General features: G+C 63.8%; 15 protein-coding genes and 1 tRNA gene. 10 read left to right on the top strand and 6 right to left on the bottom strand.

Going from position 1 to position 14,481, the window contains the following annotated elements; genetic code table 11:
• Positions 1–146: 146 nt before the first annotated feature.
• The 6 genes from FJ930_RS17930 (at position 147) to FJ930_RS17905 (ending at position 5,430) form a co-directional block, all read left to right on the top strand.
• Complete coding sequence (locus FJ930_RS17930) at positions 147–398, top strand: hypothetical protein (RefSeq protein WP_141839509.1); 252 nt, start codon at positions 147–149, stop codon at positions 396–398.
• A gap of 13 nt (positions 399–411) precedes the next feature.
• A complete protein-coding gene (gene pdxY / locus FJ930_RS17925; protein WP_141839507.1) occupies positions 412–1,296 on the top strand; it encodes a pyridoxal kinase PdxY in 885 nt (294 codons plus the stop codon).
• On the top strand, positions 1,293–2,063 hold the full coding sequence (locus FJ930_RS17920; RefSeq protein WP_141839505.1) for a DUF429 domain-containing protein: 771 nt from the start codon (positions 1,293–1,295) through the stop codon (positions 2,061–2,063). The genes pdxY and FJ930_RS17920 overlap by 4 nt, the downstream gene beginning before the upstream one ends.
• Before the next feature lie 147 nt (positions 2,064–2,210).
• Positions 2,211–2,855 (top strand): carbonic anhydrase, encoded by a 645-nt coding sequence (locus FJ930_RS17915; RefSeq protein ID WP_140745016.1) that lies wholly within the window; start codon positions 2,211–2,213, stop codon positions 2,853–2,855.
• Positions 2,852–3,286, top strand: a complete 435-nt coding sequence (locus tag FJ930_RS17910) for a nuclear transport factor 2 family protein (RefSeq protein ID WP_141839503.1) — start codon at positions 2,852–2,854, stop codon at positions 3,284–3,286. The genes FJ930_RS17915 and FJ930_RS17910 overlap by 4 nt, the downstream gene beginning before the upstream one ends.
• Positions 3,287–3,375: 89 nt before the next feature.
• The gene (locus FJ930_RS17905; protein WP_141839500.1) at positions 3,376–5,430 is read left to right on the top strand and encodes a M3 family metallopeptidase; all 2,055 of its coding nucleotides are present in this window, start codon (positions 3,376–3,378) and stop codon (positions 5,428–5,430) included.
• 164 nt (positions 5,431–5,594) lie between these two features.
• Here the strand turns inward: FJ930_RS17905 and FJ930_RS17900 are convergent, their stop codons facing one another.
• The 4 genes from FJ930_RS17900 to FJ930_RS17880 form a co-directional block, all read right to left on the bottom strand.
• The gene (locus FJ930_RS17900; RefSeq protein ID WP_141839498.1) at positions 5,595–7,070 is read right to left on the bottom strand and encodes a M81 family metallopeptidase; all 1,476 of its coding nucleotides are present in this window, start codon (positions 7,068–7,070) and stop codon (positions 5,595–5,597) included.
• A gap of 26 nt (positions 7,071–7,096) precedes the next feature.
• Complete coding sequence (locus FJ930_RS17895) at positions 7,097–7,921, bottom strand: carbohydrate ABC transporter permease (RefSeq protein ID WP_140745094.1); 825 nt, start codon at positions 7,919–7,921, stop codon at positions 7,097–7,099.
• Between the two features lie 11 nt (positions 7,922–7,932).
• Positions 7,933–8,802, bottom strand: a complete 870-nt coding sequence (locus FJ930_RS17890; protein ID WP_141839496.1) for a sugar ABC transporter permease — start codon at positions 8,800–8,802, stop codon at positions 7,933–7,935.
• A 450-nt stretch (positions 8,803–9,252) separates the two neighbouring features.
• Positions 9,253–10,488: a sugar ABC transporter substrate-binding protein gene (locus FJ930_RS17880; RefSeq protein WP_141839494.1), complete on the bottom strand. Its 1,236-nt coding sequence runs from the start codon at positions 10,486–10,488 to the stop codon at positions 9,253–9,255.
• A 184-nt stretch (positions 10,489–10,672) separates the two neighbouring features.
• Between FJ930_RS17880 and FJ930_RS17875 the strand changes: the two genes are divergently transcribed.
• From FJ930_RS17875 to FJ930_RS17865, 3 genes are read left to right on the top strand one after another with little or no spacing between them, the layout of a single operon-like run.
• Positions 10,673–11,443: an SDR family oxidoreductase gene (locus FJ930_RS17875; protein WP_141839492.1), complete on the top strand. Its 771-nt coding sequence runs from the start codon at positions 10,673–10,675 to the stop codon at positions 11,441–11,443.
• A 2-nt stretch (positions 11,444–11,445) separates the two neighbouring features.
• Positions 11,446–12,513: an ABC transporter ATP-binding protein gene (locus FJ930_RS17870; protein ID WP_141839491.1), complete on the top strand. Its 1,068-nt coding sequence runs from the start codon at positions 11,446–11,448 to the stop codon at positions 12,511–12,513.
• A gap of 30 nt (positions 12,514–12,543) precedes the next feature.
• The gene (locus tag FJ930_RS17865; RefSeq protein ID WP_140698762.1) at positions 12,544–13,425 is read left to right on the top strand and encodes a MurR/RpiR family transcriptional regulator; all 882 of its coding nucleotides are present in this window, start codon (positions 12,544–12,546) and stop codon (positions 13,423–13,425) included.
• 26 nt (positions 13,426–13,451) lie between these two features.
• On the opposite strand, the gene FJ930_RS17860 is transcribed toward FJ930_RS17865, so the two are convergent.
• Both FJ930_RS17860 and FJ930_RS17855 read right to left on the bottom strand, forming a co-directional pair.
• Positions 13,452–13,763 (bottom strand): DUF167 family protein, encoded by a 312-nt coding sequence (locus FJ930_RS17860; RefSeq protein ID WP_141839489.1) that lies wholly within the window; start codon positions 13,761–13,763, stop codon positions 13,452–13,454.
• Entirely contained in the window at positions 13,760–14,050 is a 291-nt protein-coding gene (locus FJ930_RS17855) for a YggT family protein (RefSeq protein WP_140613445.1), read from the bottom strand. The genes FJ930_RS17860 and FJ930_RS17855 overlap by 4 nt, the downstream gene beginning before the upstream one ends.
• Positions 14,051–14,196: 146 nt before the next feature.
• Between FJ930_RS17855 and FJ930_RS17850 the strand changes: the two genes are divergently transcribed.
• Positions 14,197–14,272 (top strand) — tRNA-Ala (locus FJ930_RS17850).
• Positions 14,273–14,481 lie beyond the last annotated feature (209 nt).

Below are 14,481 nucleotides of genomic sequence, written 5' to 3'. Positions count from 1 at the left end.
AAGTTGTATGCGAAGCATTATCACAATCGGCGCGCAAGAAAATGGCCCCGACAAGGACGGGTTGTCGGCACGGTTACCCTCGGCTGCAAACCGCTGTAATTGGCGGGGCGAACACGATAAGGTCGCCGTGGAGACAGGATATCACCATGGCCGGACGCCAGGACAGCGACAACGAATCGCGCCGCATCCTCGAGCGCGTCGGGCGGGAAACCGATCCGGCCGGCACCTCGCTGGTGGCACGGACCGCGAAAGGCGTGCGCGACCACGTCGCCGCAAGCGACGCCGACCGCACGGACCCGATCGAGGTCTGGGGCACGCGCATTGGCAGGATACTCGGCCTGCTTCTGGCGCTGGGCCTGATGGTGTGGCTCGTGCTTTTCCTCACCCGGGGCAGCTAGGAATCAAAAAACAATGAGCGCCGAGAAACCCGACGCACCGCGTGCGGTCATCGTCATTTCGAGTCATGTCGCCCGTGGTTCGGTCGGCAACCGCGCCGCCGTCTTTGCGCTGGAAACCTTGGGGTTTCCAGTCTGGGCGGTGCCGACCGTCATCCTGCCCTGGCACCCCGGCCACGGGCGGGCGACGCGCATCGTGCCGCCGCTCGACCAGTTCAAGGCGCTGATGGCCGACCTTGAGCGCGCGCCATGGCTGGGCGAGGTCGGCGCCGTGCTGTCGGGCTATCTCGGCGAGGCCGGCCAGGCCGAGGCCGTCGCTTCGCTGGTCGCCGCGGTAAAGGCAAGGACACCGGGCGCAGTCTATATCTGCGATCCGGTGATGGGCGATTCGGGCGGCCTCTATGTGCCCGAGCCCACCGCCGCCGCCATGCGCGACCGGCTGATGCCGATCGCCGACATCGCCACGCCCAACCGCTACGAGCTGGAATGGATGACCGGCGCGCCGCTGCCCGACCTGAAATCCGTGATCTCGGCCGCGCTCCATGCCGGGCCATCGACGATGCTGGTCACTTCGGCACAGTCGATGATGACCGGCGGCACCGGCAATCTGCTGCTCGACGGCAACCAGGCGCTGCTCGCCGAGCATCGTCTCATCGACAAGCCGCCGAACGGCCTGGGCGACCTCACGGCGGCCGTCTATCTGGCGCGCATCCTCTCCGGTCAGCCGGCGATCAAGGCGCTGCAGTCGACCACGGCGGCGGTCTACGAGATCCTGGCGCGCACCGCCAAGCGCGGCGGCGACGAATTGCAGCTGGAGACCGATGCGCAGAGCCTGTCGCACCCGATGGCGATGGTGCAGCTTCGCCACCTCACGCATCCCGGGCGGGACCGCCGGGCTTGACTACGGCCACCGTCGTGCTTGTCGGCGCCGACGGTTGCAAGGCCGGCTGGATCGCGGTGCGGCGCGATCCGGATGCGGCGCCTTCGGTGAAGGTCTTTGCCAGCTTCGCGGCGCTGCTTGCGGCAGTTCCCGACGACGCGATCGTCGCCGTCGACATGCCGATCGGCCTGCCCGGGTTTTCGAACAAGGGCGGGCGCGGACCGGAGGCGCAGGTCAGGCCGTTGCTGGGGGCACGCCAGTCCAGTGTGTTTTCGATCCCGTCCCGCGCCGCGCTTTATGCGGACACCGCCGACTTCACCACGATCGATGCCTGGTACGCCGCGCATATCAGGGCAAGCAAGGTCGCCAAGGCTACCTCTGATCCGCCGCGCGGCGTTTCGATCCAGGCCTTTGGTATTTTTTCGAAGATCCGCGAGATCGACACGTTGCTGATCGCACGGCCCGATTTGCGCGGCCGTGTCTTCGAATCGCATCCGGAAGTGGCCTTCTGCCGGTTGAATGGCGATCAGGCCATGAGGATGCCGAAGAAGATCAAGGGCAGCATCAATCCGCCCGGCATGGCGGAACGCAAGGCACTGCTCTGCCGCCACGGCTATGACATGGATTTCCTCGGCCAGCCGCCGCCGCGCGGAGCGGCCGCCGATGATTTCCTCGATGCGGCGGTGATGATGCTGATCGCCGGCCGCATCGCCGGCGGCAAGGCCAGGCCGTTTCCGGACCCGCCGCTTGCCGACGGTTTTGGAATACCGGTCGCGATCTGGGCATGACAGTGTCGGCGTACGTCCGACTTTGGCGCATGGCATTTATGGCCAGCCCGCGCAATTCTGCATTGCTCGTAACAGGCTTTTGCCGCTAGAGCCTTTTCTCGACCGCAACGAGCTGCCGCCTCCAACCCGGAAAGGCCTTAGCCGCCCATGCCTCATCTTCCCGACCACCTCCTCGCCGGCTATCGCAATTTCATGAATGGCCGCTACCTGACGGAGAGCGGCCGCTATCGCGAGCTCGCGCGCGAAGGGCAGGCGCCGGAGACGATGATCGTGGCCTGCTGCGATTCGCGCGCGGCGCCCGAGGCGATCTTCGATGCCGGGCCGGGCGAACTCTTCGTGTTGCGCAATGTCGGCAACCTGGTGCCGCCCTACGCGCCGGACGGCGAGTTCCATTCGACCTCGGCGGCGCTCGAATTCGCGGTGCAGAGCCTCAAGGTCAAGAACATCGTCGTCATGGGCCATGGCCGCTGCGGCGGCATCCGTGCCGCGCTCGACACGACGGCCGCGCCGCTCTCGCCCGGCGACTTCATCGGCAAGTGGATGAGCCTGATCGCGCCGGCCGCGGAAACCGTCGCCTCCAGCACATTGATGACGGCGACGGAGCGTCAGACCGCGCTGGAGCGCATCTCGATCCGCTATTCCATCGCCAATCTCAGGACCTTTCCTTGCGTCTCGATCCTCGAGGGCAAGGGGCGGCTGTCGTTGCACGGGGCCTGGTTCGACATTTCGACCGGCGAACTCTGGGCGATGAACAAGGAGACCGGCGACTTCGAACGGCCGGTGCTGGAATGAACGGGACGGCGCGCCAGCTGTCGAACATCCGGTCGGTCGGTCTCACGGCGGCCGCACTGCTGGCTGCGATTTCGGCAGCACGCGCTGACGACGGCGCCATCATCAGCCGTTGGTATTCGGCGCTGCTGGTCGCCGACCGCACCGAACTTTCCGAGCTGCTCGCCGACGACGTCCGCATCAAACTCGACGACCTCGGCATCGTCCAGGGCAAGCAGGAATTCATCGCCTCGATCGACGAATGGAAGAGCGCGGTTGCCGGCGCCGCGATCCGCCACCGCATCGAGAAGAGCGAGGGCGGCGTCACCACCGTGATCGCGTGCTACGACTTCCCCGACAACGACATGCTGATGCGGGAAACCTTCGCAGTGAAAGACAACCGCATCACCGCCAGCTCGCAGGCGGCAATCGCCGAAAACTGCGACGGCTACTGAGGCAGACCGGCCGACTGTCATATTGCGGGCTCACGAGCCGCGCCCTACATCGGTGACACCCTCCCTTTGACGCCAGCGAAAGACCCTCCATGTCCTCCACGAAAGCCATCGACCTCGCCGCTCATCCGCTGACCGCATGGCAGGGGCCGCTTGGCCTGCCCGATTTCGCTCATATCGGCGACGGCGACTTTTCGCCGGCTTTCGACGCGGCGCTGAAGGCGCATGAGGCGGAGATCGACGCGATCGCCTCTAACAAGGATGCGCCGACCATCGAGAACACGCTTCAGGCGCTGGAACTCGGCGGCGAGGCGCTGGATCACGTCTCGTCGATCTTCTGGTGCCGCGCACGCGCCCACACCAACGAGGCCATCCAGGCGCTGGAGCGCGACATTTCGCCGAAGATGTCCAGGCATTTCTCGGCGATCTCGATGAACGAAAAACTGTTTGCCCGCATCGACGATCTCTATCAGCGCCGCGAGAGCCTGGGGCTCGATGTCGAGACGCTGCGCGTGTTGGAAAAGACCTGGAAAGGTTTCGTCCGCTCCGGTGCGAAGCTGGACGCCGAAGGCAAGAAACGGCTGGCCAGAATCAATGAGGAACTGTCGTCGCTCGGCACGAATTTCGGCCAGAACGTGCTGGCCGACGAGCGCGACTGGGCGCTATTCCTGGACGAGGCCGATCTTGCCGGCCTGCCGGACTTCTTGAAGAGCGCGATGGCCGAGGCCGCCGAAATGCGCGGCCAGAAGGGCCGTTACGCCGTCACCCTGTCGCGCTCGATCTACGAGCCGTTCACGACCTTCTCGGAACGCCGCGACCTGCGCGAAATCGCCTTCCGCGCCTTCACCATGCGCGGCCAGAATGGCGGCGCCACCGACAACACGTCCGTGGTGCGCGACATGCTGAAGCTGCGCGCCGAAAAGGCGAAACTGCTCGGCTATGCCTCCTTCGCCGCGCTGAAGCTCGACGATACGATGGCCAAGACGCCGGAGGCGGTCCATGCGCTGCTCGATCCGGTCTGGGAAAAGGCGCTGCAGAAGGCCGCCGCCGACCAGAAGGAATTGGAGCGGCTGGCCGCCGAGGCCGGCAGCAACGAGAAATTCGCCGCCTGGGACTGGCGCTTCTATCAGGAGAAGCTGCGCGCCGAAAAATTCGCCTTCGATGAGGCCGAACTGAAACCCTATCTGCAGCTCGACCGCGTCATCGACGCCTGCTTCGACGTGGCGACACGGTTGTTCGGCATCACCTTCGAAGAGAAGAAGGGCATTGCCGCATGGCATCCCGACGCGCGTGTGTTCGTGGTCAGGAATGCCGATGGCAGCGAGCGCGGCCTGTTCCTGGCCGACTATTTCGCGCGGCCCTCCAAGCGTTCCGGCGCCTGGATGAGCGCGCTGAAGTCCGGTTACAAGCTCGGCCACGGTTCGAAGCCGGTGATCTACAACATCATGAACTTCGCCAAGCCGCCTGTGGGCGAGCCCGCCTTGCTGTCGGTCGACGAGGCGAAAACGCTGTTTCACGAATTCGGCCACGCGCTGCACGGCATGCTGACCGATGTCACCTGGCCTTCGGTCTCCGGCACCTCGGTCAGCCGCGATTTCGTCGAACTGCCCTCGCAGCTCTACGAGCACTGGCTGACGGTGCCGGCGGTGCTGGAGAAGCATGCGTTGCATGAGAAGACCGGCAAGCCGATGCCGAAGGCACTGCTCGACAAGATGCTGGCCGCGCGCACTTTTGGCGCCGGCTTCGCCACAGTGGAATTCACCGCCTCGGCGCTGATGGACATGGCGTATCACGCCAGGCCGGACGCGCCTGAAGCACCGCTTCGATATGAGGCCGAAACGCTGGAAAAGTTGGATATGCCCGACACGATCGCGATGCGCCACCGCACCCCGCATTTCGGCCATGTCTTTTCGGGCGACGGCTACTCGGCCGGCTACTATTCCTACATGTGGTCGGAAGTGCTCGACGCGGACGCCTTCGCCGCCTTCGAGGAAACCGGCGATCCGTTCAACCCGGCGCTGGCCGAACGGCTGCGGAAGAACATCTACGCCGCCGGCGGCTCGAAGGACCCGGAAGAGCTCTACACCGCGTTTCGCGGCAAGATGCCTTCGCCCGATGCGATGATGATCAAGCGGGGGCTCGTATAGCAACAGCCAATCTCCCCCCTCGTGGGGGAGATGGCCGCGAAGCGGCCAGAGGGGGTCGTCGCGCGTGAAGCGCTGGCCTTTCCTTTTGCCGTTGCATGGCGTCGCAGCAGTTCGGGCGACCCCCTCTGTCGCCTTCGGCGACATCTCCCCCTCAAGGGGGGAGATCAGCAGCCCCAAGGATCAGCCACCCTTGGCCACACCGGCCGCTTCAGCTTCTTGTAATCCGTCACCGCCGGATTGCTCGGGTATGAACTCGGCGCCGTGACATAGATGATCTCGGCGGCGATCGGCGCGAAGCCGGCATAGAAATGATTGGTCGACTTGATCAGGAGCATGTCCTTGCTCAGTGGATCGACGCCGATGTTGGAAAAAATGTCCGGCTCGAAGGTCTGTGTGCGATTGGTGTTGAGGATGACGTCGACCTCGGTGCCATCGATCCGGACCAGCGCGGTCGGCCCGAGGGTCACCCGGCTCGGCCCGAAACTCTGCCAGCCCTCCGGAACCGCCTTCAGCACCTTGACGCGCGCGTCGATCGGCTCGCCCGCCTGAGGTCCGGCCTTGCCGCCGAAGCGCAGGTCGATGACCGCGCCCTCGCCCGCCGCCAGGCAGAAGGTCACGGCGATCGGGTCCCAGATCGTCGCCACACCGACCTTGTCCAGGCCGCGCGCCAGCATCTCGCGCAGCACAAAAGTGCCGTCGCCGGGAACGCCGCCGCCGGGATTGTCCCAGATGTCGGCGATGACCACGGGCTTGCCGGGATTTTCGGCGCGAACGGCCAGCGCCCGATCGAGACCTTCGGCGGTGGAGAGCATCGTCATCGCCGTCTTTTCGCGCATCGCGTAGAGCTCGCGCCCCAGCCGCTCCGCCAGCGCATCGCCCCTGACTTTGTCATTGTCGGTGATGACAAGAATGCGCGTGCCCATTTCCGGCACGTCGGCGGCCATGAAGCCATGGACGACCGACACCGACAGCACGCCGTCCTTGCCGTGCAGCGCCTTGATGCGGTCGACGAAGGAACGCATCGGCTCGCGGCTGGTCGGCAGCACCTGGATCATGCGGCAGTCGAAGGTCGAAATGACGGGCTTGATCTCGCCGCGCGCGGCGGCAAGGCCGAGCTCGACGACATGCTCTCCGCGCTCGTAGAAGTCGGTGTGCGGGAATTCGAGGAAATAGGCCATGATGTCGGACGCCGCCACGCGCTTCGGCGTCAGATGGCTGTGCGGATCGAACTCGGAGGCGATCACCACGTCAGGCCCGACAATTGCCCGCACGCGCTCGAGCAGGTCGCCCTCGCAGTCGTCATGGCCTTGCGCCACCATGGCGCCATGCAGGCCGAGGATGACCGCGTCTACCGGCAGTGCCGCCTCGAGCTGTCCCAGGATTTCGTCGCGCAGCGCTTCATAGGTCTGGCGCTGCACCAGGCCGCCGGGCTCCGCCCAGGTGGCGGTGCCTTCGATGACGGTCAGGCCTTCGGCGGCCGCGCGCCGGCGCAAGGCGACGATCGGCGAGGAGCACAGGGTCGGTGTGTCCGGATGCTTGCCCGGTCCGGCATAGAACGCCATCTCGAACGACGCCCGGTCGGTCGGCACCGGTGAGAAAGTGTTGGTTTCCGTCGCCAGTGAGGCGGTAAAGATGCGCATGAAAGCTCCGTGGACAATTACTTACGCTATTTGACCGCCCCGAGCGCCAGTCCGCGCACCAGATAGCGCTGCAGCCAGATGAACAGGATCGCCACCGGCAGCGTCGCCAGCAGCGTGGCGGCCATGACGTGGTGCCACTCGATCGTATAGCGGCCGGCGACCAGCGAGAACACCTGGATCGGCAGCGTGTAGCTTTCCTGGCTGCGCAGCATGGTCAGTGCCACGACGAATTCGTTCCAGGCATTGATGAAGGTGAAGATGGCGGTCACCGCGATCGCCGGCAGGCAGAGCGGCAGGAATACTTTGCGCAGGGTGAGCCAGCGGCCGGCCCCTTCCATCCAGGCCGCCTCCTCGAGATCGCGCGGAATTGTGTCGAAATAGCTTTGCAGCATCCAGACGGTGAAAGCGACGTTGAAGGCCATGTAGATGAAGCCGAGCGCCGTCGTCGATTCGACCAATCCCCAGGCCGCCATAAGCCGGAACAGGCCGAGCACCAGCACGATCGGCGAGATCATCTGCGAGATCAAAAGGAACTGGCGGAAGACACCGTAGCCGGCAAAGCGAAAGCGCGACATGGCGTAGGCGGCCGGAACGGAGATGAGGATGGCGCCGACCGTGGCGATAACAGACACATAGAGCGAATTGGCCAGCGCCTGGCCGAAACCGGTCGCCACCCACATGTCGGAGAAGTTGGACCACCGGAACTCGCTCGGCCACCATGTCGGCGACAGCACTTCGGTCCGCGGCTTGACCGCGGTCAGGAACATCACCGCGAAGGGAAAGATCGTCACCACGATCAGCGGCGCCAGCAGCAGCCAGGCGATGATGGTGCGCTTCAATTTGGCCGTCATGAACCTATTTGTCATGCGCGTTGCTCCCGCATCGCCAGCCGTACATAGATCATGGTGAAGATCAGCAATATGGCGAACATCACCAGCGACACCGCCGAGGCCTCGCCGAGTTTGCCGATGCGGAAGGCGAGCTTGTAGAGATGGGTGACCAGGATGTCGGTCGAGTTGGCCGGCCCGCCCTGCGTCATCACCCAGATGATCGGGAAGGAATTGAAGACATAGATGGTGTTGAGCACGATGGCGATGTTGATGAACGGCTTCAGGAGCGGAAAGGTGATTTCGCGGAACTGCTGCATTGGCGTTGCTCCTTCGAGCGCCGCTGCCTCATAGAGATCGTCCGGGATCGACGACAGGCCGCCAAGGAAGATCGTCGTGGTGAATGGCACCGTCACCAGTATGCCGATCAGCACCTGCATCGGAAACGCCGTTTCGGCGCTCGCAAGCCACTGGATGTTGTGGTCGATCAGGCCGAGCCCGATCAGCGCCGAATTGAGCATCCCGCTTTCGCCGCTCAACGCCCAGCGCCAGACAACCGCCGTCATGGTCAGCGACACCGCCCAGGGCAGCATGACGATGACGCGGGCCAGCCCGCGACCATGGAAATCGGTGTTGAGGATCATCGCCACCGGAATGGACAGCAGCAGCGCACCGCCGACCACCAGCACGGTCCACAGCCCGGTGCGCCACAGCGCGGCGACGAAGTCGGGATCGGCAAACAGCGCCGAGAAATTGGCAAGGCCGCTGAACTCGCGCAATTGCCCGAAGCGGTTGACGTCATGGGTCGATATCTGGATCAGGTCCCAGACCGGCCAGAAGATGACGACCGCCGCCAGGAACAGGCTGGGCAAGGTCAGGAGATAGGGCAAGATACGATTTTGCATCGGCTGGTTTGTACCGTGTTGCAAGGCATCAGCAGCGCTGGCTTGCCAGCTGGACTAATTCTGATCTGTTCTTCATGGCGCTCAGTTTCGAACTCTTTCCCGGCGTCGGCGCTGCCCCTCACCCGCCTGCCGGCATCCTCTCCCCGTATAGTGACGGGGAGGGGCGCTCTCGCCGCCGCTTTGACCAATCACCAGCGTCTCAAAGAGGACGACAAGATCGCGGCCAAGCCCTTTCTCCCCGTCCCTATACGGGGAGAAATGCCCGGCAGGGCAATGAGGGGCGGCGCCAATGTTGGCAATTTATCCTTCTGTCCGGAGTGATTGCCTTGTCGGCCTTCGATTTCCGTTGGGAACCATTGCATGCTTCTTCTAGGGGTGTGGCGCGCCCCGCCTGAGTCTGGGGCGCGCCACGGGCGCAGGGAGATACGCCCTATTTCTTGAGCACGGCCCCTACTTCTTCAACACTGCGTTGGCTTTCGCCGCCGCGCCCTTCAGGCCTGTCTCGGGATCGACGCTGCCGAGATAGATCTTCTGCATGGCGTCGGACGTAATCTGGGCGATCTCTTCCCAGCCTGGAATGACCGGCGCGAAGCGGGCGTCGGGCAACAGCGCGGTGAAGGCGGCCAGATCGGCGTTGTTGACATAATAGTCCATCTTGGCTTCTTCCTTGTTCACCGGCAGGAAGCCTTCGCCTTGCGTGAACTTGGCGCGTTGCTCCTTCGTGAACAGGAAGTCGAGCAGCTTCCAGGCCTCGTCCTTGTTCTTGGAGTTCTTGAACATGATCATGGAATCCGTGACGCCATAGGTGCCGCGCGCGCCGGTCGGCCCGGCCGGAATGGCCGCCACGCCGTATTTCAGCTTCGGCGCCTCTTCCTTGATCTGGTTGGACAGGAACGGTGCGGTGATCATCATGCCGACCTTGCCCTGCTTGAACAGGTTCTGCACGTCTTCACGGTTGTTGGAGGTGACGCCGGGCTCGGTCAGCCCCTCATCGATCATCGACTTATAGAGCTTGGCTGCTGCAAGCGCGCCCGGCGTGCTCAGGCCGGATGTGCCGTCCTTGTTGAGGATCTCGGTGCCCTGCGACCACATCGCATAGTAGTAATAGACGTCGGTCTCGATTTCCTTGCCCTGCAAGCCGAAGCCGAAGCTGCCGGAACCCAGTGCCTTGATCTTGCGGGCGTCGTCCTGCAGTTCGGTCCAGGTCGCCGGCGGCTTGGCGATGCCGGCCTTCTCGAACAGTTCCTTGTTGTAGTACATAGCCCGAGCCGAGGCTGCGATCGGCAGGCCATAGGTCTTGCCATTCATGATCGAGGGCGACAGGAAGGTCTCGATGAAACGGCCCTTGAATTCGGGCGTGATGTAGCTGTCGAGCGGCTCGGCGACATCCTGCTGGACGAAGTCGATCAGCCAGCGCGTGCCGATGATCGAGAGATCCGCATTGGTGCCGGCGGTGATGTCGGTGGTCAGCTTCTGCAGCAGGACATCCCACGGCACGACTTCGAACTTGACAGTGATGCCGGGGTTCTTCGCCTCGAACTCCTTCTTCACCTCCTCGAAATAAGGCCCGGTCTTGGCACTGTACTCGGCGACGGTGACGCGCACTTCACCCGCATTCGCCTGCGCCGCGAAGGCCAGCATGCTCATTCCGGCCATCAGGCCGACAGTCCATTTGGCAAGGCTCATCCGATCTCTCCCATTTGTTCCGCGCTTTTTTGCGCTCCTTGCGCCGATGGCTGGCACAAGATTTATGTGACTTTCCTACATTATCGATGAATTTCCCGCATGCAAGCGGATTATTATGTTGCTTAATTACATTCCATTCATTAGCCTGCCGGCATCTGCCTGATCTGCGGGAGGAACAAGCGCCGTGGTTTCGAAAGCCGAATTCGAGGGCCGTACTGTCGTCGTCACGGGTGCCGGCGGCGGCCTTGGCTCGGCGATCGTCGCACTGCTGGCCGGAAGGGGCGCGCGGGTGGTCGGCTGCGACCAATCCGAGGAGGCGCTGAAAAGCCCGCACCTTGCCTCGCGCCATGTCTTCAACCTTCTTGACCGCTCGTCCCTGGAGAAGGCGATCACCGCCGTGCTCGACAGGGACGGCGTACCCGATATCCTGATCAACAATGCCGGCTGGACGCGCGCCGAGACGCTTGCCGCGCTGACGGCGGAAAGGATCGAGCATGAGCTCGACCTCAATTTGACCGGGGTGATGACCTTCGCCGACCCTATCGCCAAGGCAATGGCCGCGCGCGGATCGGGCAGCGTCGTCTTCATCTCCTCCGTCAATGCCATCGCGCATTTCGGCAATCCCGCCTATGCCGCCGCCAAGGCCGGCATCAACGCCTATGCCAAATCGATCGCCGTCGAGCTTGGCCGCAGCGGCGTGCGCGCCAATGTCGTCTGCCCAGGGTCGATCCGCACCGCCGCCTGGGACCATCGCCTGGCCAAGGATCCGGAAATCCTCGGCAAGCTCAAGCGGCTCTATCCGCTCGGCCGCATCGTCAACGCACAGGAAGTCGCCGAAGCGGTGGCTTTCCTTGCCTCCGACCGCGCCTCGGGCGTAACAGGCGTGGTGATGCCCGTCGATGCCGGGCTGACCGCCGGTTGCCTGCCGTTCATCGACGACATATTGGGAGCGTGACCATGACCGACGTCCTGTTTCGCAACCTGTCGAAATCCTTCGGCCAGCACAGGATTCTCGAGGACATCAACCTCGATATAAAAAGCGGCGAGTTCGTCGTGCTGGTCGGCCCGTCGGGCTGCGGCAAGTCGACCCTGCTGCGCATGCTGGCGGGCCTGGAGACGATCAACTCGGGGGATCTGCTGATCGGCGGCACACGCGCCAACGACCTGCCGCCGCAGCAACGCAACATCGCCATGGTGTTCCAGTCCTATGCGCTGTTCCCGCACCTGAAGGCCTCCGACAATATCGGCTTCGGCCCGAAGATCCGTGGCGAGAGCCGCGCGGCCATCGACGACAAGGTGAAGAAGGCATCCGGCGTCCTCAACCTGTTCTCCTATCTCGACCGCTATCCCCGGCAACTGTCGGGCGGGCAGCGTCAGCGCGTCGCCATGGGCCGCGCCATCGTGCGCGAACCCTCGGTGTTCCTGTTCGACGAGCCGCTCTCCAATCTCGACGCGCAGTTGCGCGTGCAGATGCGTACCGAGATCAAGGCGCTGCACCAGCGGCTGAAATCGACGATCGTCTATGTCACCCACGACCAGATCGAGGCCATGACCATGGCCGACCGCATCGTCGTGATGGACCGCGGCAGGATCCAGCAGGTCGGAGCACCGCTCGAACTCTATGACAGGCCGGCCAACAAGTTCGTTGCCGGCTTTCTCGGCTCGCCGTCGATGAGCTTTGTCTCCGGGGCTCTCAGGATGACGCCTGAGAAGACCTGGTTCGAGTCGGTTGGCGGCGGCCGGCTTGCGCTTGCCGGTAAGCCGGTGCCTGCGGGAAGCGTGGTGGAGGCCGGAATCCGGCCCGAGCATTTCATCATCGGCGAAGCCGCCGACGCCATGGGACTCAAGGTGGATGTCGTCGAGCCGACCGGCTCCGAGACCCACGTCTATGGCGCCATTGGCGCCGACACGGTGCGCGCCGTGTTCCGTGACAGGGTGCCGATCAGGCCGGGCGACCTGCTTCCGGTCTCGGTCGATCCAGGCAACATCCATCTGTTCGACAAGGCAACCGGCCTGCCGCTGTGAAAACACCGGGATGACGATGAAGGCACAAGCATGAAGACGCCGGCCGACATCATCACGCGGCTGCAGCTGATGTCGCAGGACGGCACCAAGTCGGATCGCCGCCTGGCCGGCCTCGTGCTCTCCGATCTCGACTTCGCCTCCAAGGCGGCGATCTCGGAGATCGCCTCACGCGTCGGCGTCAGCGAACCGACGGTCACGCGCTTCTGCCGCAATCTCGGTTGCGAGGGCCTGCGCGACTTCAAGTTCTATCTGGCGCAGGCCATCGCCATCGGCGGCCAGTACCTGTCGCCGGAGCCACTGAGCCGCGATGCCCGCGAGCAGCGCATCGCCTCCGCCATCACCGAAGCGGCGATCTCGGCCATCCAGCGCGCCAGCGAGAATCTCGACATGACGACGCTGGTCGCGGTCGCCGAGCGGTTGGCGATTTCGGGCAATGTTCTGTGCATCGGCTCCGGCGGCATCTCCTCGATGATGGCGACCGAGATGCAGAACCGGCTGTTCAGGCTCGGCTTGCCGGTGCTGGCGCAGATCGATGGCCAGTTGCAGCGCATGTATGCCGCCGTTGCCACGCCCGAGACCACTCTGGTCGCTTTTTCGGTATCCGGCTATGCGCGCTCGGTCATCGAGGCTGTGCAGGTCGCCCAGCAATATGGCGCCACGACAGTGGCCGTCACCGCCCCTGACTCGGCGCTGGCCAAGGTCGCCGATACGGTCATCCATCTGCAGCCGCTTGAGGATGGCAACATCTACAAGCCGACATCGTCGCGCTACGCCCTGCTGGCGATCGTCGACATGATCGTGACATCGGTGGCCGAGACGCGCGGCCCGAAGGTGCTGGAGAACCTGCGCCGCATCAAGCAGAGCGTAAACACGCTGAAGGTCGACGACCCCAGGCTGCCGCTGGGCGATTGACTCCGAAGGTCGTGCGGCAAGGAGACCTATGCGCCGAACATCGCGACGCTCTTGGCCAGCGTCGCCGGTTCGCCGACAACGCGCAGCGTCTTGAGCCGGGCCGTGCCGCCTGCAACGACTGAAACGGCCGATCCCGGCACCCCCAGCGCCCTGGCGACCAGCTTCTCCAGCGCTTGATTGGCCGCACCGTTTTCCGGCACGGCGCGGACCCGCGCCTTAAAATGGCTGCGTCCGTCCGCCGATGTTTCGACGCCTTCCAACCTGTCCACGGAAGATTTCGGCGTCAGCCGGACAAACAGCTCGATACCGGTTTCGCGGATGCGGAACGGCGCGTTCACAGCAGCAGCGGCGCCACCGTGGTGAGAATGAACTGCCTGACGAAGAACAGGATCAGCAGCAGGATGATCGGCGAGATGTCGATGCCGCCAAGGTCGGGCATGAACCGGCGGATCGGCCGCAGCGCCGGCTCGGTCAGCCGGTAGAGCATGTTGCCGATGCTGCCGACGAACTGGTTGCGCGAGTTGACGACGTTGAAGGCATAGAGCCAGGAAAAGATCGCCGAGGCGATGATGACCCACCAATAGAGGTCGAGCGCCATGACGATGGTTTGAATGAGGGCGAGCATGCCGGTCTCCAATTGTTGCCGACATGTAGCCATTGCTTGCGAAACCGGCAAGGGCCGCCGGCTGCCATGGCAGGCGGGAAGGATTTCGGCAAAACGCCGCCTTGACAGAAATCCGCCGTGCCCGATAAATGCGCCATCCGCTGGACGGGGCTGTAGCTCAGCTGGGAGAGCGCGTCGTTCGCAATGACGAGGTCAGGAGTTCGATCCTCCTCAGCTCCACCAGCGGAATAGTCGATTGTCCGCTTTTTGCCGCAAGGCGCGGACGGCATCCGTTGCGACGCGCGGCGTCAATGCTCCCCCCAAAAAAGGCCATACGCGATTTCGCGGGATTTCCGGGGCAAGACAATTGTCAATTGGACTTATGGCGATGGTCGCTCTCGGATCAGCGCTATTTTTTTTGGAAGCCGCCCCATTAGACTGGCGTTACCAAA

Origin of the sequence: Mesorhizobium sp. B2-4-15 (assembly GCF_006658505.1) — a bacterium.
In the GTDB taxonomy this organism is placed as follows: Bacteria; Pseudomonadota; Alphaproteobacteria; order Rhizobiales; family Rhizobiaceae; genus Mesorhizobium.
Note: the sequence above shows the minus strand (reverse complement) of the source record. Positions and strands in the feature narration are given on the sequence as shown.